Source organism: Pseudoflavonifractor phocaeensis (assembly GCF_021531375.1).
GTDB lineage: Bacteria > Bacillota > Clostridia > Oscillospirales > Oscillospiraceae > Lawsonibacter > Lawsonibacter phocaeensis_B.
The window spans coordinates 1-19800 of the sequence record NZ_JADYTU010000026.1; the positions used below are offsets into that span (position 1 = coordinate 1).

The window sequence follows — 19800 nt, forward strand, 5'->3', positions numbered from 1 at the left end:
GTCGGGGGCGGGGGTGACGGGATCGGGGACAGTACTAGGGTCGGTGGCGGGCTTTGGCGGCTGGCCATTGGGCCAGGTGGCGGGATCGCCGTCCAAGGGATTGTAGTAATAGATGTGGGGCCGGGTGGCGTACTTGCTGGTCCCCATGTCCTGCTTTTCCACCAGAGTTCCGTCCTTCTCATAAATATAGCGGTAAGTATGGGCGGAGTAACCGGTGTAGGCGTACTGCTCCCGGTCCAGCACCAAGGTGCCGCGGGGCACATCCTCCCGGGCCTTGTACACCGTGGAGGGGACCACCTTGTCGTAGACGTCGCTCTTGGGGACGGCGTAGCGTCCGTCGGCGTTGGTGCCGTAGATCTTTACGTTGAGGTAGCGGGCGCCGTTCTTATCATAGCTGTTGGTGACGATTTTTACCGGATACTCGGTGTTGTTCTTGAAGCGGAAGTCCAAAGAACCATAGAACACGGTAGCGTCCATGCCCTGGGTGACATAGCCGGTGTTGAACTTGTGGTCGTGGCGCTCCGTTACCTCCAGAGTGGTGTGGAGTACGGCGTAATAGATGGTGGAGGAGGTCTGGCAGATACCGCCGCCCACGTCGTCCTGGGATTTATCGCCCACATAGATGGGGGCGGGCAGATAGCCCTTGTCGGCGGTGCGGCTGCCGGTGGTGTTGTTATAGGAGAACTCCTCGCCGGGCAGCAGGATGACCCCATTGCAGGCGGCGGCGGACAGCTTCACGTTGGTCTTTCGGTTGGCGGAGCCGCCTACTTTGGTGGTGCCCTCCCCCAACAGGTCCCGGAACAACTTGCTCTCCAGACTGGCCTTGGTGTCCTGGGGCTGGGTGATGGTCAGAGGAACGGAGAAGGTCTCTCCTTCACCGGCAGATTCATAAGCGGCTTTCAGAACGTTCACGTCTAGATCCACGCCCACCACATGGTCGGTGATCTTGTGGGTCTCCGGGTCCATTTGGGCGCTCTTGGCCTCGGTGTACAGCTCCTGGTGGATGGCGTCGAAGTCGGGCTCACGGGGCGGGGTCTCCTCGGTGGTCAGATCCCGGGTCACTTCCACGGTGCCCTCTTTCCCCTCGTGGAATTTCAGGGAAAGGGCCTCGTCCATAGCGTCCAGCGCCGCCTTTCGGGCCTCGTCCCGGTCAACGGCCACGCCGGTGCGCCCCTTGGTCATGACCAGCTGGTCGCCGTCCACCGTGTAGCTTGCGTCGGTCACGTTGCCGCCCACTTCCGACTCCACCTGGTCCAGCAGCTGCTCCAGAGCGGGATTTTCCGGGCTGCGGGGGAGCTGAACCATATGGGTCGCCCCCATCAAGTGGGACAGGTATTGGGCGCCCTGGGTGAAAAAGTTCCCCCGGCCCACATGTGTGGCAGGCCCGGCCACGTCAGCCCACTGCTCCTTCATCTGAGCGGCGGTGATGCTGCCCCTCCAGCCGTCATAGCATAGGGTGGCCGACACCTGGTCGCCGTAAGCATCCAGCTTCTGGTCCACGGCAGCCTGGGCCTCCTGCTCCGTCATGCCGGACACATCCACGCCCAGCACATACACGTTGGGCATGATCTTGTCCGAAGCGCCCACCCAGGCGCACAGGCCCAGGTAGGCGGCCAGTACCACACCGACCACCGCGACGGCGATGATCGGCCCCTTTTTGGATCCTCCCGGTTTTTTTGCCGCGGGCTTTTTTTCTACGCGTCGTCCTTGCATATTCTTACCTCCAGGCCGGACGGACCGGCCAAAATGTTTCCTCTATCAGCCTTTTAGACTCAGACCGTTACATTATATCACCCAGACAATCTATATACAATTACAGAACAGTTACAACCGGATATTTCCAGCCCGGGCAAAATTCACGTTCCGGAACCATTTACTTTTCTGCCCCCGCGCGTTATGATAAAGAGGTCCGGGCAGTTCCCGGACAGGAGCGGATTTTTCCAAAATTTAAGAAAAAATCAATGTTCTTTTTGGGGTTCCCTGTTATGATATTATCAACTGAACGCCGCTGGAGGTCCGACTATGTCTGACGATCGAAATAACAAAAACCAGAGCGATCTTTCTTCCTGGATCTTCCCCGTGATCATGCTGATGTGCTTTCCGCCGCTGGGCGTCCTGCTGGTGGTGCTGAAGGTGCTGGACGGCAGTAAGCGGGCCGCTGCCCGGAGCCGCCATCCTTATTATACGCAGCAAGAGGCCCAGGGGGGGCTTGGGGCCCGGACCACTGCCGGAACCAAAGCCGGGAGCGCCGCCCCCCGGACCGAGACGGCCAAGTCCCGCCGGAAAAAGACCGGCGGAGACCGGATCGCCGCGCTGGCCTCCAAGGGTAAAAAGCTGACGGTGATCGGCAGCGTCATCGCCGCCGTCTTCGCCTTTGCCACGGTGATGACCGCTACGGAATACCTGGGGGTACTTCCCGGCGATGTGGCTTGGTTCCTTCAGGAAGTGATCCCCACACTCTGTTTCACCGCCGCCGGTTTGGGCTGTCTGTGGGCCGGCGTCCGCAAGCGGAAGCAGGCCCAGCGCTATCGCAATTACCTGGCCATGATCGGCCGCCGGCAGTCCGTCTCCGTCTCCTCTCTGGCCTCCGCCACCGGCCTGTCCCCCGCCAAGGTGCGGGAGGATCTGGAAGATATGCTGGGTGAAGGCCTGTTCCCCGCCGGCTTTTTGGACTATGGCGGCGACATGCTGGTGCTGTCTGCCGACGGCCTCCGGGACGAGTCGCCCAAGGCGGAGGCTCCCGTCCAGCCCAAGGCGGAGCAGGACCGGGAGAACGCCATCCTCTCCGAGATCCGGGAGGTCAACGACGCCATTGCCAACGAGAAGCTGTCCGCCCAGATCGACCGCATCGGGGTCATCACCGCCAAGATCCTGGACTATCAGAAATCTCACCCGGAGAAATCCCCCCAGCTTCACAGCTTTTTGAGCTACTACCTGCCCACCACCCTGAAGATCCTCCGGGCCTACGGCCAGCTGGAGTCCCAGGAGGTCTCCGGCGAGAATATCACCGCCGCCATGGCGCGCATCGAAGGCATGATGGACAAGGTGGTGGAGGGCTTCGAGAAGCAGCTTGACCAGCTGTTCCAGGGAGACGCCATGGATATCACCACCGATGTGGAGGTGCTGGAGCGGATGTTGGCCAAGGACGGCCTGTCCTCCGGCCAGGGCATGACTCTGGGGCTGTAACGCCTATGAAACCAAATATCCCGGATGCCGCGGCATCCGGGATATTTTTTATTTGACGCGCCGGTAGGTCACATAGCGGAAGGCAAGCCCCTGGTGGTCCATAGGCTCCGACTCCTCGACGATCTCCCAGGCCGGGTCCTGATCCAGGTCCGGGAACCAGCAGTCGGCGGGATATTCCGCGTCGATCTTGGTCACATAGGCGGTGTCGCAGCGGTCCAGCAGGGCGCTGTACACCGAGGCTCCGCCGATGACGAAGGAGTCCTCCGGGGCCCGGTCCAGCAGGGCATCCAGATCCGGGTACACCTCCGCCCCCTCGGGGGCAAAGTCGGGGTTCCGGGACAGGATCAGATTCGGCCGCCCCTTCAGGGGTCTCCCACCGGGGAAGGTGGCCATGGTCTTGCGGCCCAGGATCACCGGGTGCCCGGTGGTCAGAGCCTTAAAGTGCTTCAGATCGGCGGGGATGTAGACCAGCTGGTCCCCGCCCTTGCCGATGGCCCAGTTCCGGTCCACCGCCACGATTACGTTCATATCCGCTTCTCCTTCCGGGACGGCCTTGGCCGTCCCCACAACTCCTGATGTTCCGCTCCCTTATACCGCCACCGGGATCTTGCCGGGGACGGGGTGGGCCTGATAGCCCTCCAGACGCACGCTGTCGGGAGTGAAGTCATAGAAATTCTTTACCGAGGGGTCCAGGATGAACCTGGGGGCGTCGTAGGGAGTCTTGTCCAGCATCTCCTCCACCATGGGGATGTGGCGGTCATAGATGTGGCAGTCGGCGATGACGTGGACCAGCTCGCCGGCCTCAAAGCCGGTGACCTGAGCGATCATGTGGAGCAGAGTGGCGTACTGCATCACGTTCCAGCCGTTGGCGGTAAGCATGTCCTGGGAGCGCTGGTTCAAAATGGCGTTCAGGGTGTTTCCGCTGACGTTGAAGGTCATGGAGTAGGCGCAGGGGTACAGGGCCATCTCACTCAGGTCGTGGTGGTTGTACATGTGGGCGATGATCCGGCGGGAGGCCGGGTCATGGGTCAAGTCCCACAGCACCTTGTCCACCTGGTCCATATCCCCCTGGGGGTAGTGGTGGCGTACCCCCAGCTGGTAGCCGTAGGCCTTGCCGATGGTGCCGTTCTCGTCGGCCCAGGCGTCCCACACATGGCTGTTCAGATCGTGGACGTTGTTGGACTTCTTCTGCCAGATCCACAGCAGCTCGTCCACCGCCGACTTTAAAAACTGTTTCCGGACGGTGAGGATGGGGAACTCCTTCCGCAGATCGTAGCGGTTGACCACCCCGAAGAGCTTGATGGTGTGGGCGGGGGTGCCGTCCTCCCATTTGGGACGGACAGGGCGGTCGGTGTCCCACACGCCCTTGGACAGGATGTCCCTGCAGTTTTGAATGAATACCTGATCGGCGTAGCTCATAGCCCGTTCCTCCCATTGTATACATGATTGATCGCTTTATTTTATCACAGCGTCTCGGGAAAAGGAAGCGGAATTTCGCTTGGTTTTGTCCTGCTCCGCTTGCCGGTGAGGAAACTGCAAATGAAAACCCGCTGCCCGGGCTTTTGAAATCGGAGCGGGAGCCATCCCATTCCCTCTGGACAAGTGGGCTCCCATGTGGTAAGATACCGCCTGACGAGTTTCCACACCTCGTCCAAGCGCAGAAAGAAGCGCCGACTTCCCAAGCAGGGGAGCTTGAAGCGGCGCACCAACGCGAGCCCAAAATGGACTATTTCTGCGTTCGTTCGGGGAGCTAGCTTGCTCCGCCGTTCTCTAAACAAGAAAATGGAGGTTTTTTATGCGCAAATTTACCACAAAGGACCTGACCCTGGCCGCTCTGGTGGCCGCCCTGTACACGGTGCTGAGCTATTTCGGCAACATTTTCGGTCTGACTTACGGGCCCATCCAGTGCCGTTTTGCCGAGGCGCTGTGCGTCCTGCCCTTCCTGTTCCCGGCTACGGTGCCCGGTCTGTTCGTGGGGTGCCTGCTCACCAATCTGATGAGCACGGTGGGGGCGCTGGATATTGTGTTCGGCTCCCTGGCCACGTTGCTGGCTGCCCTCTGGACGGCCAGGACCCCCAACCGTCTTTTGGCCCCCTTGCCGCCGGTGGTCTGCAACGGCGTTATCATCGGCGCCATGATCGCCTGGTACGAGGTGGGCTTCGGCTCCGGCTTCTGGACCGCCTTCGCCTTCTACGGCGTGACGGTGGCGCTGGGAGAACTGGTGGCCTGTTATGTTCTGGGCACTTTGCTGCTGACCCTTCTGCCCCGGATCCCCATGGTCCGGGAGCTGATCCCGGCGGACCGGCTGGACCGTCTGGGATACAAAGCCCAGCCCAATCTGTGAACTGACTTGACTATGAAACGCGCCGGACGGGTGGACGTCCGGCGCGTTTTTTATCCCCTTATTCATAAAATCGACACAAAATATTCACATTCTCATATAGAAATCTCCAATCAAATGGCTATGATATACTTAACCCGTTAATTAATTTCCGCGCTCCGGAGACGGAGGGCGGACAAGAGGATGATTTGTATGCAAGAAGTGAAAAAACCCTCGAAGAAACCGCTGATCTACTACTATGTGATGACCCTGCTGATTTTGATGCTCCTCAACGCCACCCTGTTTCCCTCCGTGATGAAAAAGCAGGTCCAGGACGTGAGCTACGACGTGTTCATGTCCATGACCTATGACCAGAATGTGGGACAGGTCCAGATCGAAGGAGACGAGATCACCTTCACCGACAAGGCGGAGGAAAACATCTATAAGACCGTGGCCGTCAGCAGCGACCAGGGCCTGGTGGACCGCCTGTATGAGAGCGGCGCCCAGTTCCAGGAGATCGACACCCAGCCCGGCCTGCTCACCTCCATCCTGGTGGGGTGGGTCCTGCCCCTGCTGCCCTTCCTGCTCATCGGCTATTTCATCAATAAGCGGATGCAGAAGGCCATGGGCGGCGGCGAAGGTATGATGTTCGGCATGGGCGGCGGCTCCGGAGCCAAGGTGTACGTCCCCTCCTCCACGGGCATCCGCTTTGCCGACGTGGCCGGTGAGGACGAGGCAAAGGAACTGCTCAGCGAGATCGTGGACTTCCTCCACGACCCGGAGAAGTACCGGGAGATCGGCGCCAAGCTGCCCAAAGGCGCTCTGCTGGTGGGCCCTCCGGGCACCGGCAAGACTCTGCTGGCCAAGGCGGTGGCCGGCGAGGCCAACGTGCCCTTCTTCTCCATCGCCGGCTCCGAGTTCGTGGAGATGTTCGTGGGCCGGGGCGCCGCCAAGGTCCGGGACCTGTTCAAGCAGGCCAACGAGAAGGCCCCCTGCATCGTGTTTATCGACGAGATCGACACCATCGGCAAGAAGCGGGACGGCCAGATCGGCGGCAACGATGAGCGGGAGCAGACCCTGAACCAGCTGCTCACCGAGATGGACGGCTTTGACGGCTCCAAGGGCGTAGTGGTGCTGGCCGCCACCAACCGGCCCGACTCCCTGGACCCCGCCCTGCTGCGGCCCGGCCGCTTTGACCGGCGCATCCCCGTGGAGCTGCCCGACCTCCAGGGCCGCATCCAGATCCTGAAGGTCCACGCCAAGAAAATTCGGTTGGCGGAGGATGTGGACTTTGAGCCCATCGCCAAGACGGCCGCCGGGGCCTCCGGCGCGGAGCTGGCCAACATCGTCAACGAGGCCGCCCTCCGGGCCGTCCGGGACGGCCGGCGGTTCGCCACCCAGGAGGACCTCCAGGAGAGCGTGGAGGTGGTCATCGCCGGCTACCAGAAGAAGAGCCGGGTGCTGTCCGACCACGAGAAGAAGATCGTGGCCTACCACGAGATCGGCCACGCCCTGGTGGCCGCCATGCAGAGCCACTCCGCCCCTGTGCAGAAGATCACCATCATCCCCCGGACCTCCGGCGCTCTGGGCTATACCCTCCAGGTGGACGACGGGGACCACTTCCTCATGTCCAAAGAGGAGCTGATGAACAAGATCTGCACCTATACCGGCGGCCGGGCCGCCGAGGAGCTGATCTTCCATTCCGTCACCACGGGGGCCTCCAACGACATCGAGCAGGCCACCAAACTGGCCCGGGCCATGGTGTCCCAGTTCGGCATGACCGACGAGTTCGGCATGGTGGCCTTTGAGACAGTGTCCAACCAGTACCTGGGGGGCGATTCCTCCCTGACCTGCTCCCCCGAGACCCAGACTAAGCTGGACCAGAAGGTGATGGAAATCGTGGAGAGCCAGCGCCAGAAGGCCATGACCATTCTGGAGGAGAATCAGAAGAAGCTCCACCGGCTGGCCCAGTACCTCTATGACCATGAGACCATCACCGGCCAGGAATTTATGACCATCCTGGATCAGAGCGAGACGGCGTGAGCCGCTCTTGACAGCCCGGAAAAAAAGGAGTATCATACACAGCGAAAAACAGGGGAGCTCGCGGCAGCGGGCTGAGAGGAAGCTGAGCGCTTCGACCCTTCGACCTGATGTGGGTAATGCCACCGTAGGTAGTCATAGCTGTGCTTGTATGATGACACGGGGCCGCCCTCTATGGGCGGCCCTGTTTTTTGATCCGATACCGCTCTTTTTTCGAAGGGAGGGAGAGAACCGCGGACGACCCGGAGAGCATCCGGGAGCGGGCAGAGGGGGAGCGCCCTGTGCCATGAGTCCAAAGCAGCGATGGGAAGCCGTGTTCCGGCGTGAGAGGAGGCCAGTAAGCCTCGACCGAACCGAGAGAGGCCCGTTCCGGGGCTCTCCGGACCCTGTTTGTGGCCCAAAGGGCCGGAAGTGGGGGAGACGCTGCCTTTGGACGCGGTTTCCCCATCCGTTTGAAAAGGAGTTGCTTGAATATGAATCAGAGTCAGACCAAAAAGCTGGCCGTCGCCGGCGTTCTGTGCGCCGTGGCCGTGGTGGGCAGCATGTTTATCGTGTTCCCCGTCTTTGGCAGCAAGTGCGCCCCGGTGCAGCACATGGTGAACGTGCTGTGTGCCGTCTTTCTGGGCCCCTGGTACGGAGTGGGTGTGGCCTTCGTGGCCAGCCTGATCCGGAACATCCTGGGCGTGGGCAGCCTGATGGCCTTCCCGGGCAGTATGTGCGGCGCGCTGCTGTGCGGCCTGGTGTTCTGGAAGAGCCGGAACCTCGCCGCCACTCTGGCGGCCGAGGTGGTGGGCACCGGCGTCATCGGCGGTCTGGCCGCCTATCCCGTGGCCGTCCTGTTCATGAATGTGGACGCCGCCGCCGTGGCCTTCTACGCCTACATCGTCCCCTTCCTTATCTCCACCGTGGCCGGCTCCATCCTGGCCGGCGTCCTGGTGGCCGCCCTGGACAGAAGCGGAGCGCTGAAGTCCATGCGGGACACGCTGGAGCGCACCCGCTGAAGTGTGATAAAAAACTCCGGCCCGCTATGCGGGCCGGAGTTTTTTGACGCAGTGGGTCACAATCTGTCCTCGTTTTCCAGAAAGTAGGAGGCCTCCATGTCGGCGGTGGCCAGAGCGAAGGCCAGGGGGTACTTCTGAAAAGCCTGACCAACGGTGCGGCTGTCCTCGGGACCCGAGAAGCCCATGTGCCAGCGGATGGCCATGGCCTCCTCCCGGGTCAGGCGGATGAAGCCGTTGGTGATGTACACGCTCTTCTCCCCGTGGCCGTAGGGCAGGGGGTCGTCAAAGGTGTAGGTGGGCACGGCCTGCCACTTGCCGTTCTCGTCCTTCACGTTCCGGGTACCCCGCTTGTAGCAGCCGATCTTGCACAGGTCGTGGAGCAGGGCCACGATGGCGACGGACTCGTCGCTGTACTCCAGACCGTACAGCTCCTGGACCCGTTCCCGCTGGAGATAGTCCACCAGACAGTGGTACACGTTCAGGCTGTGCTCGCACAGGCCCCCCTCGTAGGAACCGTGGTACCGGGCGGAGGCGGGAGCGGTGAAAAAGTCGCTCTTGTGCTCCAGATAGTCCAGCAGCTTGTCCGCGCCGTCCCGGGTGATATAGGTCTTGAAGATCTCAATAAATTCCTCTTTGCAGGACATAAATACCTCCGTATACAGCAGATTCTGAGATGAAAAAAGTATACCACGCCCCCGGGAAAAAGGCCAGAAAAACGTGACCGCGGGGGAGAAAACGGTATGCGGCGCCTTTGGGCGGCGGTTCGTCCGCTGGAGAGAGCAGGGAGCAAAAAGGCCGGTCCACCTGTCACCGTGCCGTGACAAATGAACCGGCGCTTCCCTTGCGTTACAGATGGGCTTGGATCAGAGGAAGATCTTGCTCTCCGCCCGCCGTCCGGCGTACTGGTCCTCCAGCTCATGCTGGTGGTACAGGTAGCCCTCGTGGTCGAAATACTTGGCGCCCTTGGGGCACTTCTTCACGCAGGCGCAGCACTTGATGCACTTGCCCACCACATTGGACACGTCGTCGGGATCAATGGAGCCCATGGGGCACAGCCGGGCGCACAGTCCGCACTTGACGCACTTGTCCGGGTCGGTGACGGGCTTGGCCTTCAGGAAGTCCTTGATGGGCTCGCCGTGGCGGTCCCGGGGGGTGTAATAGGGGCGGATGGGATCGCAGCCCTCCACCTCAACCGCCTGGGCGGGAGCCTCTGTCAGGTCCTTCACCTTGTCTGCGGTCCCGTCCGCCAACTGCTGGACCAGAGCCATGTCGTCAGCGTCGGGCCGTCCGGCGCCCAGGATCCGGGAGAAGGAGTGCTCGCCCACAAAAGCGCCGGCGGCGATGGGGGAGAAGCCGTTGTCCCGCATTACGTTGCGCAGCTCAATCAGGCCGTCGTCAAAATTCCGGTTGCCGTAGAGCACCACGGGGACGGCCAGGGCGCCGCCGCCGCGGATCATGTCCCGGATGTAGGGCAGGATCAAATTGGGGACCCGGCCGGCATAGACCGGGACGCCCAGCACCACCAGGTCTTGGGGCGTGAAGCTCAGCTCCGCCTTTCGGACGTCAGGCGCGTTAAAGGAGAATTCCCGATAGTCCGCGTTCAGAGACTTGGACACCGACTGGGCCAGGGTGGTGACCACTTTTTGGGTGGTGCCGGTGGCGCTGAAGTAGACAGCCCACACAGTTTTGATTTCCATAAGTATAGTTTCCTCCTAAAATTTCTTTTTGTATATGGATCAATCAACAATCATAAAATTCCAGCTTGGTATCAACGGCGAAGCGGGCCTTAATGTCGGCCACCTGGGCCATGTGGGGCTGGGTCATGTGGACCTTTTGAGCCTCGCGGTCGGTCCACTTCTCCACCAGAAGCAGCTGATCCGGGTCCTGGGCGGACAGAAAATAGTCGTACTGGATGCACCCGGCTTCTCTGAGCACAGCCTCTCGGGCGCCGCAGGCGGCGATTTCAGCCAGGAATGCGTCCCGCTTCCCCGGCTTCATGGTGTATATGACATGGATCCCTAACATCGTAATTCCTCCTTCCTCAAGCTGGGACGCGGCGCTTCAGCCCCGCATCCGCTTGAAATCCAGATATCCCTCCAGGATCAATGAGGCGGCCACAGCGTCCACGGTCTTTTTCCGTTTTTTGGCGTTTTTGCCCGCCTCAAAGAGGATACGGTGGGCGTCCACCGTGGTCCGGCGCTCATCCCACAGGACCACCTTCAGTCCGGTGGCCTCCTCCACCTGGGCGGCAAAGGCCCGGTACAGCTCCGCCCGGGGCCCCTCGGTGCCGTCCATGTTCCGGGGAAAGCCCATGACCAGCTCGTCCACCTGGTTTTCCCGGACCATCCGGGCCAGTTCCGCCAGGACCACCTCCGCCTTCCGGCTGTGTATGGTGGTGGCGCTGCCGGCCAGAAAGCCGGTGGGGTCGGATAGCGCCACTCCCGTGTGGGCGTCTCCGTAATCAATCGCCATGATCCGCATGGGCTTCACGTCCTTTCTAACCTATGATACAGGAAAATGGGGGAAATTACAATCTTGTTCTATAAAAAAGCGCCGCAGGCGGTGAACCTGCGGCGCATTGGGTTACAAAACAGACGGACCGGAATTAGGCCAGGGCCTTCTTGGCGGTCTCGGTCAGCTGGGTGAAAGCGGCCTTGTCGTTGACAGCCAGCTCAGCCAGCATCTTGCGGTTGATGACGATGCCGGACTTCTTCAGACCGTTCATGAAGGTGGAGTAGTTCATGCCGTTGAGCTTGCAGGCGGCATTGATCCGGGTGATCCACAGCTGACGGAAGTCGCGCTTCTTCAGCTTGCGGCCGGTATAGGCGTAAACGCCGGACTTCATGACGGCCTGGTTGGCCATCTTGTAGTGCTTGGACTTGGAACCCCAATAGCCCTTGGCCAGCTTGAGGATCTTGTTTCTTCTCTTGCGCGTCATCATCGCGCCTTTCACACGTGCCATTGTTTATTCCCTCCCTCTTCTTACTTGTACAGGATCATGCGCTTGATGGCGGCCTCGTTGGTCTTGTCGGCATAGGTGGTGCCGCGCAGAGCCCGCTTCAGCTTGGTGGTCTTGCCGTGGCCGTTCAGCAGGTGACGCTTCTTGGTCATGGCGCGCTTGACCTTGCCGGTCTTGGTGAGGGAGAAACGCTTCTTGGCGCCGCTGTGAGTCTTGATCTTGATCTTCGGCATAACAGAGAACTCCTTTACTTACTTTTTCGCGTCCTTCGCGGGCTTGGGGGACAGGAAGATGGACATATGCCGTCCCTCCAGCTTGGGGCTCTTGTCCATAACGGCGACCTCGCCGCACTCCTCGGCAAACTTCAGCAGCAGCTCCTGGCCGATGTTGGTGTGAGCCATCTCACGCCCGCGGAAGCGGACGGTGACCTTGCAGCGGTTGCCCTCGGACAAAAACTTTTGAGCGTTGCGCAGCTTCACATTAAAGTCGTTGACGTCGATGCTGGGGGACATCCGGACCTCTTTGATCTCCACTACGCGCTGATTCTTGCGGGCTTCCTTCTCGCGCTTGGTCTGCTCGAACCGATACTTGCCGTAGTCCATGAGCTTGCACACGGGGGGTACGGCATTGGGGGAGATCTTGACCAGATCCAGACTCTGTTCCTCGGCCAGACGCAGCGCCTCCTGAGAAGACATGATGCCCAGCTGTTCGCCGGTCGCAGAGATCAGGCGGACCTCCTTGTCCCGGATTTCTTCATTGGTTTGATGACCTGTGTTAGCGATGGGAAAGCACCTCCTGACAAAAATAAATACGGGTGGCCGGCAGGGCCCCCGTATCACAGCAAAACAACGCCGAAAAACCGGCGACTGTCATTCCATGTTGACCCTTTGGCTCTGGCCTGGGGTGAGGACGGGGAACCGTACCTGCTTTCTTGTACCGGAGCATTCTACCACGCCGCAAGCGAGTTGTCAAGGGGAAAATATCGTCTTTAGACTGCTTTTTGGGAAGAGTCCGGCTCCTTTTTTCCAATAAAAGCTCTTGAACAGTCTTCGGGCGGGGCAGCTGCGTCAAAAGAAAAAGACATCATGGGCGGACTTTAATTTACATAAAAAATAAGCGAAATAAAACTATACACGGAGTTATTCACAATTTCCACATGGTTTTCCACAATGTTGGTGGAAAACGGAGCAAAACGCCTTTAAAAGCCCTTCTGACCGCCAGGATGTATAAAAAGAACGTAAAATAAACGTAAAATAAAGGAGACATAACGCATAAAAGGGCGAAGCGATTACCCGGAGGCTTCCGTCAAAACCAAATGATTCCGGGGATAGCCGGAGGGATGCGGGGCCTTACCCCAGCGAGATGTCCCGGGTGGCGTAGGCATTCAGATCATAGCCGGCCAGATGGCCGGCCAGGTACTCGTAATACGCCTGGCAGCCGATCATGGCCCCGTTGTCGCCGCAGTATTTCAGCTCAGGGAGGAACAGCTTGTCCCCGCTCGCGGCGCAGGCGGCCTGGAGGTCGGCGCGGATGCGGCGGTTGGCGGCCACGCCGCCTGCCACCGCCACCTTTCCGTAGCCCAGCCGGCGGGCGGCGGTCATGGCCCGGGGGACCAGGGACTCGCTGACCGCACGGCCGAAAGAGGCGGCGAAGGAGGGGAGGTCCAGCGCCGCCCCCTTCTGCTGGCTGTTGTGGATCAGGTTCAGACTGGCGGTTTTCAGGCCGGAGAAGGACATGTCCAGCTCGTGGCCCGCCACATGGGCCCGGGGCAGCTCGTACTTGGCGTCGTCTCCGCCGTCGGCCAGCCGGTCCATGGGTCCGCCGCCGGGGTAACCGATGCCCAGCACCCGGGCCACCTTGTCAAAGCACTCGCCCGCGGCGTCGTCCCGGGTGCTCCCCAGCACTTCCATCTCAGTGTAGGACCGCACGTCCACGATGGCGGTGGTACCGCCGGAGACGCACAGGCAGACGAAGGGGGGCTCCAGATCGGGATGGGTCAGGTAATTGGCGGCGATGTGGCCCCGGACGTGGTGGACGGGGATCAGGGGCAGGTCCAGGGCCATAGCCGCGCCCTTGGCAAAGTTGACGCCCACCAGCACCGCGCCGATGAGGCCGGGGGCGTAGGTCACCGCCACGGCGTCCAGATCGGCACGGGTCACACCGGCCTGGACCAGGGCCTGATCGGCCAGGCCGGTCACTGCCTCCACATGCTTCCGGGAGGCGATCTCGGGGACCACGCCGCCGTAGATGGTGTGCATCTCAATCTGGGAGGCGACACAGTTGGACAGCACGGTCCGGCCGTCCCGCACCACAGCGGCGGCGGTCTCGTCACAGGAAGACTCAATAGCAAGAATGTTCATAAGAAAGGCACCTGCTTTCCGTAACAGCACAATGTTTTGCCAGACCGCCCGCGGCGGCCGGAAAAAGCTTACTCCTCAATCCAGTCCCCCGGCGGATTGGGCGTTTCACCCGGGGCAAGAGGGATCTGAATAAAACGCTGATAGACATGGGGCGGCATGTGGCTGCGGTAGATCCTCTGATGGACGGCCAGCAGCTCTTCGGGGGTGACGTCCTCCCGTCCCCGGATCAGGGTCTGGTAGTGGACGCCGAAGAGGGCGCAGTCGTAGCCGCCGTACCGGAAGCCGTTGCGCAGGTAAAAGCCCAGCCGGCGGCGGCGCAGCGCTTCCCCGGCGGGGTCGCCGTTCTCCGGGGCCTCCGCCTCGCCGAAGACGCCCCGGTAGTCCTTGTAGTAGTTGGCCAGCAGGTCCAGCATGACGGCCCCCAGCCCCCGGCTGCGCTTGCCCTCGATGGTGCCCAGATAGTCCAGCAGGGCGAAGGGAACATCGGGCTCCAGCCACAGCAGGGCGTAGCCCAGTAGCTCCTCCCCGTCATACAGTCCCAGCGCCTGATAGCGGCCCTGCTCCATCAGGGACAGCATGGCCTTCAGGGGCTTCAGCTCCTCCGGGGGAAAGTCGTGCTTCAGCTCGGCCTCGTACAGCTGGGACAGCTGTGCTGGAGTCAGTTCATTCAGCTTCATGAGAAAACTCCCTCGTCATGATCACCGCGTCCTCCCGGGGGTTCTGGTAGTAGCCCGGCCGCAGGCCCGCCTGCTGGAAGCCGTATTTCTCGTACAGGGCGATGGCCGGGGCGTTGGACTTGCGGACCTCCAGGGTGAGGAAGGCCAGATTGACCGCCCCGAAGCGGCAGTACACGTCCAGCAGGGCGGAGGCCACCCCGTGGCGCCGGGCGTCAGGCTCCACCGCGATGTTGTCGATGTAGCCCTCGTCCACGATGACATGGAGGCCGGCGTAGCCCAGAATGTTGCCCTCCTCATCCTCGGCCACGATAAAGCTGGCCTGGGGGTCGAACAGGGCGTCGTTCAGCATGGTCTCCGTCCAGGGGGTGGAGAAGCACTCCCGTTCCAGGGCGGCGATCTGGGGAACGTGGCTGCGGTCCATGGGGACGATCTCGTAATACATAAAGACACTCCTTCCGGAAGGTAAACACAACATTTCACACTATCATACACCAAAACTCCCCCTTCGTAAAGACAAAGGGGGAGAAAAAGCGGCTATTTGGAATTTCGTGCCGTCCAGGCGCCTGCCAGAGACAAGAGTATGCCAATGGCTGACGCTATATGATCCCAAACAGCCGCAGTCCGATGGTGTTGATGGCCAGATTAGCCCCCATGTGGACCAGCCAGGCAGGCCAAAGGCTGCCCTCCCGGTCCAGCCAGTTGAACAGCAGCCCCGCCGCCGCCAGGGCGGCGGTGAGCAGGAGGAACAATGCGGGGCGGAACCAGCCGTCCATAATGGCCACATGGTACAGCGCGAAGGCCAGAGGGGAGAAAACCCAGGCCAGCCGGGGCCGTCCCGCGGCTCTCAGCGTCAGGAAAGCAAAGCCCCGGAAGAAAAATTCCTCCAGAAAGGAGTTGCCCAGAGAGATGTACAAAGCCACAAAGGGAAAGGTGGCTGCCGTGACGCCCTCTTTGGCCCCGAGGTTCCCGGTGACGGCGGACAGGTCTAGCCAGGGGGCCAGCAGAGCGTAGCCCCCCAGGATGACGGCAAAGACAGCGGCAGCCAGTGCTAGGGCGGTGCGCAGGGCCCGACGGCGGGGCGGACGCAGGGCGCGGAGAGGGGTCTGATCCCCACAGAGCAGGACGTACAGCCCGACGCAGCCCAGAAAAATCAGGACTTTTAGTGCGGATTTGATGGGATAGACGGGACGAAGGCCCGCCTCCACCCAGGTCATCACGGCACAGCCCAAAAGGACCAGGGGGCAAACGCAGGCGGCTCTTCTCGCGCTTCCATCCATATCAGGCCGCCCCCCGCAGGACCCGTTTGGCCAGCCGGCCAAAGTGGCGGGCGGTGGTATAGACGGCGTAGCCGGTGGTGGTCTCCCGGGAGAAGTCGTCCTCCCCCCACTCCTCCCGGACCGAGAATGCGGGAAGGGGCCCCTCGTACACCACCCAGGGCTCCAGCAGCTGTTCCAGCCGGCGGATAGTGGGACAGCAATGGGGGTCAATACCGGGCAGCCGGCAGCGGCACAGAATCTCCTGGATAAAGGAGGCACAGGTGTAGGTCCGGGGGATGTCGGCGTGCAGACGGACCAGAGAGGCCAGGGCGGCGGGCGTGTTGTAGATGTACTCCTCCCGCTCCCGCCACAGGCGTTCCAAATAGTTGTGCAGATAGGTGAGGTAGGGCTCCTCCACCGGCAGGCGGCAGATCTTCACCCGGGACTGCCCGGCAAAGGAGCGGTAGCGGAGGCTGGACTCCACCACCAGACCGCCGTACAGGGGAACGGTCCGGTGGTACCGGGCGAAGGAGTACAGCTTGTGAATGTCCGCCTCGAAGGACAGAGAGACGTGGTTGTACTGGTTTCGGGTGGCCAGACGGATGAGCTGGCCAATCCCTGTGGGCGTGGCGGAAAAGACGATGTAAACGGCGTTATCCACGGATGTCACCCCGCTTGTGTAATGGATGGAAGCCCCACACGGCCCAGGCCAGGACCGCGCCCACCGCCGGGGAGATGGCCCCCAGCAGCAGGATCACACCGAACAGGCCCACGCCGAAGCCGGGCTGCTGGGCGTAATAGAAGCCCAGACCGGCCATGGCCGCTGCCAAAACGAGAGGGACCGCCCGCAGAAGTTTCCACCGACCCACCCGGCACAGCAGCAGCTGGAGGCAGAACGCGGGCAGAGCGGGCAGGAACAGCAGCCAGGCGATGTTCCAGAACCAGAACCCCACGCACAGGACCAGGGAGAGCAGAAAGACCGCCAGCAGGATCTGATTGGTCCGGTTTTTCCAAACGGGCATAAAAGACGCCTCCCTTCCAATACAGCGGAACGACGTTCGGTCATTCTCAGTGTAGCAGAGGGGAGGCACAGATGCAACCGGAACGGGACGGACGGTCATTTTTGAGGGATAAGTGGTAAACCGCTCAGTCCTCCGGACTTGTATGGATGGCCCTGTGGGAAGACTGTCTTTCGGGGGACTCGATGATTGGAAACAACACTCTTCTTGCGGACGCGGAGCGAAACGAAGTTTCGCGCAAAGTTCTTTTGCCTGCTTTTCTTGTAAGAAAAGCAGGTCAGTGGGCCTCGGCCCAGGTCCGGCCGGCGGCGGTGTCGGCAACCAGGGTCACGGGGAGTGCGGCCACGGCCTCCATCTCCTCCTCCACAAGCTGACAGACGGTCTCGGCCTCGGACTCTGGGCACTCCACGATGAGCTCGTCGTGGACCTGGAGGACCAGCTTGCCCTCCAGACCCTCGGCCCGCAGCCGGTCCCGGACCCGGATCATGGCCAGCTTGATGATGTCGGCGGCGGTGCCCTGGATGGGGGCGTTGAGGGCCACCCGCTCCCCGAAGGACCGGGTGTTGAAGTTGGAGGACTTCAGCTCCGGCACCCAGCGGCGGCGGCCGAAGAGAGTGGACACATAGCCGTCCGCCTTGGCCTGCTCCACCACCGCGTCCATATAGGCCCGGACCCCGGAGTAGTGCTGGAAGTACTTGTCCATATACTCCTTGGCCTGGGCCACCGTCACGCCGATGTCCTGGGACAGGGAGAAGGGGGAGATGCCGTAGACGATGCCGAAGTTCACCGCCTTGGCGGACCGGCGCATGAGGGGGGTGACCTCGTCTGGGGATACCCCAAAGACCTGGGAGGCGGTGATGGTGTGGATGTCCGCCCCGGAGTTGAAGCCGTCGATCATGGCCCGGTCCCCAGCCATGCAGGCCAGCAGCCGCAGCTCGATCTGGGAGTAGTCCGCGTCCACCAGCACCTTGCCTGCCGGGGCCACGAACATCTTTCGCAGCTCGGCCCCCAGCTCGGTGCGGACGGGGATGTTCTGCAGGTTGGGCTCGGTGGAAGACAGCCGCCCGGTGGCGGTGACCGTGTTCTGGAAGGAGGTGTGGATGCGGCCGTCGGGGGGGATGACCTTGGACAGGCCGTCCACATAGGTGGACTTCAGCTTGGTCAGCTGGCGGTAGTCCAGGATCTCTTCAATGATGGGATGCTTGCCCCGGAGCTTGTCCAATACCTCGGCGTTGGTGGAGTAGCCCGTCTTGGTCTTTTTCACCGGAGGCAGGCCCAACTTGTCAAAGAGGATGTGGCCCAGCTGCTGGGTGGAGTTGATGTTGAAGGTCTCCCCCGCCAGCTCATAGATGCGGGCCTGGGCGGCGTCGATGCGCCCGGAGAGCATCTCCCCGAAGGACACCAGAGCCCCCCGGTCGATGAGGAAGCCCGCCGTTTCCATCTCGGCCAGGACGGAGCACAGGGGCAGCTCGATCTCCTGGTAGAGCTTCATCATCCCCAGCTCCTCCAGACGGGCGGCCAGAGTCTCCCGGAGGGAGCCGATCAGGGCACAGTGGGACAGGAGCGCGGCGGTGGGAGCCACGGGGTCAGCCAGGGGCCCGAAGGCCCCCTCGGCCAGATAGTCGGCCGCCTTGGCAAACTGGTGGTTGTAGTAAGTCATCCCCAGCTTTTCCAGATCGTAGCTGCCGTCGGTGGGAGCCAGCAGGTAGGCCGCTACCTCGGTGTCAAAGACGAAACCGCCGGGGGTGATCCCCTCATCCAGCAGGGCGCGGCACAGGGATTTCACCCCGTGGGCCGCTTTTTTGACGTCGGGGGCGAACAGCGCCTTCAAAAAGTCGTTGTAGCCCTCCAGCTTATCGGAGAAAAACAGGGCGGCGTGGCTCTCCGACTCCGACAGCCAGCACTCCACGCATACCACATCCAAGGAGGGCAGGGCCAGCACGTCCACGCAGTCCTTCTTCCGCCACAGCTCCAGCAGCTCCTCCGCCCGGGTCCGGTCGGTGACCACCTCGCTGGAGCAGGTCACCTCCGAGGAGGGCTCCGCCTCCGCCTGCACCTCCCCCTGGGGAGCGGTCAGATGGTACTTGTCGATGAGCTTGGCAAACTCCAGATCCAGAAACAGCTGGTACAGCCTGCCGTTGTCGGCTTCCCGGCGCAGGTTGTCCTCCGGAGCGAAGTCAATGGGGGCGTCGGTGCGGATGGTGGCCAGGTCGTAAGACATCCGGGCGTCCCCCTCCCCCTCGGCCAGCTTTTTGACCACGCCGGGCTTGGCGGGCTCGCCGGGCGCCATCTCGGGGGTGGGCATAGCGGCGTAGAGGGCGTCGATGGAGCCGTACCGCCGGATCAGAGCCATGGCCGTCTTTTCGCCCACTCCCTTGACGCCGGGGATGTTGTCGGAGGAGTCACCCATGAGGGCCTTCAGGTCAATGATGTGGATGGGGGCGAAGCCGTACTCCTCTTGAAAGGCTTCGGGCGTCATGTCACGGGTGGTGGTTCGGCCCATGCGGGTGGACACCAGCTTGACGGTGGTGCGGTCGGTGACCAGCTGGAGGGAGTCCTTGTCCCCCGTGACCACCACCGTGTCCCACCCGGCGGCGGCGTCCTTCGCCGAGATGGTGCCCAGCAGGTCGTCGGCCTCCCAGCCGTCCAGCTCGTACATGGGGATGTTCATGGCCCCCAGTACATCCTTCAGAATGGGCATCTGGCTGGCCAGCTCGTCAGGCATCCCCTTTCGGGTGGCCTTGTAGCCCTCGTAGGCCAGGTGGCGGAAGGTGGGCGCCTTCCGGTCGAAGGTGACGCACAAAGCGTCGGGCTTCTCCTCCTCCAGCAGCTTGTTCAAAATGTTCAAGAAGCCAAAAATGGCGTTGGTGGGCTGACCCGCCCGGGTGGTCAGATTCTGACTCACCCCGTAAAAGGCCCGGTTGACAATGGAGTTGCCGTCCAGGACCATCAGTTTTTTCATGTGGGAGTCCCCCGTTCTCC

The 19800-nt window shown here is 61.7% G+C and carries 21 protein-coding genes and 1 riboswitch; of the genes, 4 read left to right on the forward strand and 17 right to left on the reverse strand.

The genetic code is table 11. From position 1 onward, the window contains the following. Window positions 1–1713: VanW family protein (locus tag I6E39_RS08730; protein WP_235381216.1), on the reverse strand; the 1713-nt coding region annotated here is incomplete at its 3' end. Window positions 1714–2022: 309 nt separating this feature from the next. Here I6E39_RS08730 and I6E39_RS08735 point away from each other — a divergent pair. Then, window positions 2023–3186, forward strand: a complete 1164-nt coding sequence (locus I6E39_RS08735) for a 5-bromo-4-chloroindolyl phosphate hydrolysis family protein (protein WP_235381217.1) — start codon at window positions 2023–2025, stop codon at window positions 3184–3186. Window positions 3187–3234: 48 nt separating this feature from the next. Here the strand turns inward: I6E39_RS08735 and I6E39_RS08740 are convergent, their stop codons facing one another. Together I6E39_RS08740 and thyA are read right to left on the reverse strand one after the other, a co-directional pair. Continuing rightward, window positions 3235–3714: a dihydrofolate reductase gene (locus I6E39_RS08740; RefSeq protein WP_235381218.1), complete on the reverse strand. Its 480-nt coding sequence runs from the start codon at window positions 3712–3714 to the stop codon at window positions 3235–3237. 60 nt (window positions 3715–3774) lie between these two features. Then, entirely contained in the window at window positions 3775–4605 is an 831-nt protein-coding gene (thyA, locus tag I6E39_RS08745; RefSeq protein ID WP_235381219.1) for a thymidylate synthase, read from the reverse strand. Window positions 4606–4981: 376 nt separating this feature from the next. Between thyA and I6E39_RS08750 the strand changes: the two genes are divergently transcribed. The 3 genes from I6E39_RS08750 to thiW all read left to right on the forward strand — a co-directional run bounded on the left by I6E39_RS08750 (window position 4982) and on the right by thiW (window position 8547). Next, the gene (locus I6E39_RS08750) at window positions 4982–5530 is read left to right on the forward strand and encodes a QueT transporter family protein (RefSeq protein WP_235381220.1); all 549 of its coding nucleotides are present in this window, start codon (window positions 4982–4984) and stop codon (window positions 5528–5530) included. 189 nt (window positions 5531–5719) lie between these two features. Beyond that, window positions 5720–7549, forward strand: a complete 1830-nt coding sequence (gene ftsH / locus I6E39_RS08755; RefSeq protein ID WP_235381221.1) for an ATP-dependent zinc metalloprotease FtsH — start codon at window positions 5720–5722, stop codon at window positions 7547–7549. A 40-nt stretch (window positions 7550–7589) separates the two neighbouring features. After that, window positions 7590–7697, forward strand: a riboswitch (TPP riboswitch). A gap of 322 nt (window positions 7698–8019) precedes the next feature. Then, window positions 8020–8547: an energy coupling factor transporter S component ThiW gene (gene thiW / locus I6E39_RS08760; RefSeq protein ID WP_235381222.1), complete on the forward strand. Its 528-nt coding sequence runs from the start codon at window positions 8020–8022 to the stop codon at window positions 8545–8547. 56 nt (window positions 8548–8603) lie between these two features. On the opposite strand, the gene I6E39_RS08765 is transcribed toward thiW, so the two are convergent. From I6E39_RS08765 to polA, 14 genes are all read right to left on the reverse strand, one after another. After that, complete coding sequence (locus I6E39_RS08765) at window positions 8604–9191, reverse strand: hydrolase (protein WP_235381223.1); 588 nt, start codon at window positions 9189–9191, stop codon at window positions 8604–8606. Window positions 9192–9410: 219 nt separating this feature from the next. After that, window positions 9411–10244, reverse strand: a complete 834-nt coding sequence (locus tag I6E39_RS08770; protein WP_235381224.1) for an EFR1 family ferrodoxin — start codon at window positions 10242–10244, stop codon at window positions 9411–9413. Between the two features lie 43 nt (window positions 10245–10287). After that, window positions 10288–10572 carry a putative quinol monooxygenase gene (locus tag I6E39_RS08775; protein ID WP_235381225.1) on the reverse strand — a complete coding sequence of 95 codons (285 nt, stop codon included), beginning with the start codon at window positions 10570–10572 and terminating at the stop codon, window positions 10288–10290. A gap of 36 nt (window positions 10573–10608) precedes the next feature. Next, complete coding sequence (gene ruvX, locus I6E39_RS08780) at window positions 10609–11028, reverse strand: Holliday junction resolvase RuvX (protein ID WP_235381226.1); 420 nt, start codon at window positions 11026–11028, stop codon at window positions 10609–10611. 124 nt (window positions 11029–11152) lie between these two features. Then, window positions 11153–11509 (reverse strand): 50S ribosomal protein L20, encoded by a 357-nt coding sequence (gene rplT / locus I6E39_RS08785; protein WP_235371998.1) that lies wholly within the window; start codon window positions 11507–11509, stop codon window positions 11153–11155. 20 nt (window positions 11510–11529) lie between these two features. After that, window positions 11530–11739 (reverse strand): 50S ribosomal protein L35, encoded by a 210-nt coding sequence (rpmI, locus tag I6E39_RS08790; protein ID WP_050625289.1) that lies wholly within the window; start codon window positions 11737–11739, stop codon window positions 11530–11532. 18 nt (window positions 11740–11757) lie between these two features. After that, window positions 11758–12312 carry a translation initiation factor IF-3 gene (gene infC / locus I6E39_RS08795; protein WP_235381242.1) on the reverse strand — a complete coding sequence of 185 codons (555 nt, stop codon included), beginning with the start codon at window positions 12310–12312 and terminating at the stop codon, window positions 11758–11760. Between the two features lie 543 nt (window positions 12313–12855). Further along, window positions 12856–13866, reverse strand: a complete 1011-nt coding sequence (gene tsaD, locus I6E39_RS08800; protein ID WP_235381227.1) for a tRNA (adenosine(37)-N6)-threonylcarbamoyltransferase complex transferase subunit TsaD — start codon at window positions 13864–13866, stop codon at window positions 12856–12858. 68 nt (window positions 13867–13934) lie between these two features. Beyond that, window positions 13935–14543, reverse strand: a complete 609-nt coding sequence (locus tag I6E39_RS08805; protein ID WP_235381228.1) for a GNAT family N-acetyltransferase — start codon at window positions 14541–14543, stop codon at window positions 13935–13937. After that, window positions 14530–14985, reverse strand: coding sequence for a ribosomal protein S18-alanine N-acetyltransferase (rimI, locus tag I6E39_RS08810; RefSeq protein WP_235381229.1), 456 nt, complete (start codon window positions 14983–14985; stop codon window positions 14530–14532). The genes I6E39_RS08805 and rimI overlap by 14 nt, the downstream gene beginning before the upstream one ends. A gap of 154 nt (window positions 14986–15139) precedes the next feature. Further along, window positions 15140–15820: a CPBP family intramembrane glutamic endopeptidase gene (locus tag I6E39_RS08815; protein WP_235381230.1), complete on the reverse strand. Its 681-nt coding sequence runs from the start codon at window positions 15818–15820 to the stop codon at window positions 15140–15142. Window position 15821: 1 nt separating this feature from the next. Beyond that, on the reverse strand, window positions 15822–16460 hold the full coding sequence (locus I6E39_RS08820) for a hypothetical protein (RefSeq protein WP_235381231.1): 639 nt from the start codon (window positions 16458–16460) through the stop codon (window positions 15822–15824). Then, window positions 16453–16821 carry a hypothetical protein gene (locus I6E39_RS08825; protein ID WP_235381232.1) on the reverse strand — a complete coding sequence of 123 codons (369 nt, stop codon included), beginning with the start codon at window positions 16819–16821 and terminating at the stop codon, window positions 16453–16455. The genes I6E39_RS08820 and I6E39_RS08825 overlap by 8 nt, the downstream gene beginning before the upstream one ends. Before the next feature lie 274 nt (window positions 16822–17095). After that, window positions 17096–19780 (reverse strand): DNA polymerase I, encoded by a 2685-nt coding sequence (polA, locus tag I6E39_RS08830; protein ID WP_235381233.1) that lies wholly within the window; start codon window positions 19778–19780, stop codon window positions 17096–17098. Between the last annotated feature and the right edge of the window lie 20 nt (window positions 19781–19800).

Excerpts from the sequence above, each read along its gene's own strand:
- I6E39_RS08735 (WP_235381217.1), top strand. The coding sequence starts at position 2,023 with ATGTCTGACGATCGAAATAACAAAAACCAGAGCGATCTTTCTTCCTGG.
- I6E39_RS08815 (WP_235381230.1), bottom strand. The coding sequence starts at position 15,820 with ATGGATGGAAGCGCGAGAAGAGCCGCCTGCGTTTGCCCCCTGGTCCTT.
- I6E39_RS08765 (WP_235381223.1), bottom strand. The coding sequence starts at position 9,191 with ATGTCCTGCAAAGAGGAATTTATTGAGATCTTCAAGACCTATATCACC.
- I6E39_RS08750 (WP_235381220.1), top strand. The coding sequence starts at position 4,982 with ATGCGCAAATTTACCACAAAGGACCTGACCCTGGCCGCTCTGGTGGCC.
- ftsH (WP_235381221.1), top strand. The coding sequence starts at position 5,720 with ATGCAAGAAGTGAAAAAACCCTCGAAGAAACCGCTGATCTACTACTAT.
- thiW (WP_235381222.1), top strand. The coding sequence starts at position 8,020 with ATGAATCAGAGTCAGACCAAAAAGCTGGCCGTCGCCGGCGTTCTGTGC.
- ruvX (WP_235381226.1), bottom strand. The coding sequence starts at position 11,028 with ATGCGGATCATGGCGATTGATTACGGAGACGCCCACACGGGAGTGGCG.
- rplT (WP_235371998.1), bottom strand. The coding sequence starts at position 11,509 with ATGGCACGTGTGAAAGGCGCGATGATGACGCGCAAGAGAAGAAACAAG.
- I6E39_RS08740 (WP_235381218.1), bottom strand. The coding sequence starts at position 3,714 with ATGAACGTAATCGTGGCGGTGGACCGGAACTGGGCCATCGGCAAGGGC.
- polA (WP_235381233.1), bottom strand. The coding sequence starts at position 19,780 with ATGAAAAAACTGATGGTCCTGGACGGCAACTCCATTGTCAACCGGGCC.
- rpmI (WP_050625289.1), bottom strand. The coding sequence starts at position 11,739 with ATGCCGAAGATCAAGATCAAGACTCACAGCGGCGCCAAGAAGCGTTTC.
- thyA (WP_235381219.1), bottom strand. The coding sequence starts at position 4,605 with ATGAGCTACGCCGATCAGGTATTCATTCAAAACTGCAGGGACATCCTG.
- I6E39_RS08825 (WP_235381232.1), bottom strand. The coding sequence starts at position 16,821 with ATGCCCGTTTGGAAAAACCGGACCAATCAGATCCTGCTGGCGGTCTTT.
- I6E39_RS08805 (WP_235381228.1), bottom strand. The coding sequence starts at position 14,543 with ATGAAGCTGAATGAACTGACTCCAGCACAGCTGTCCCAGCTGTACGAG.
- rimI (WP_235381229.1), bottom strand. The coding sequence starts at position 14,985 with ATGTATTACGAGATCGTCCCCATGGACCGCAGCCACGTTCCCCAGATC.
- tsaD (WP_235381227.1), bottom strand. The coding sequence starts at position 13,866 with ATGAACATTCTTGCTATTGAGTCTTCCTGTGACGAGACCGCCGCCGCT.
- I6E39_RS08770 (WP_235381224.1), bottom strand. The coding sequence starts at position 10,244 with ATGGAAATCAAAACTGTGTGGGCTGTCTACTTCAGCGCCACCGGCACC.
- I6E39_RS08775 (WP_235381225.1), bottom strand. The coding sequence starts at position 10,572 with ATGTTAGGGATCCATGTCATATACACCATGAAGCCGGGGAAGCGGGAC.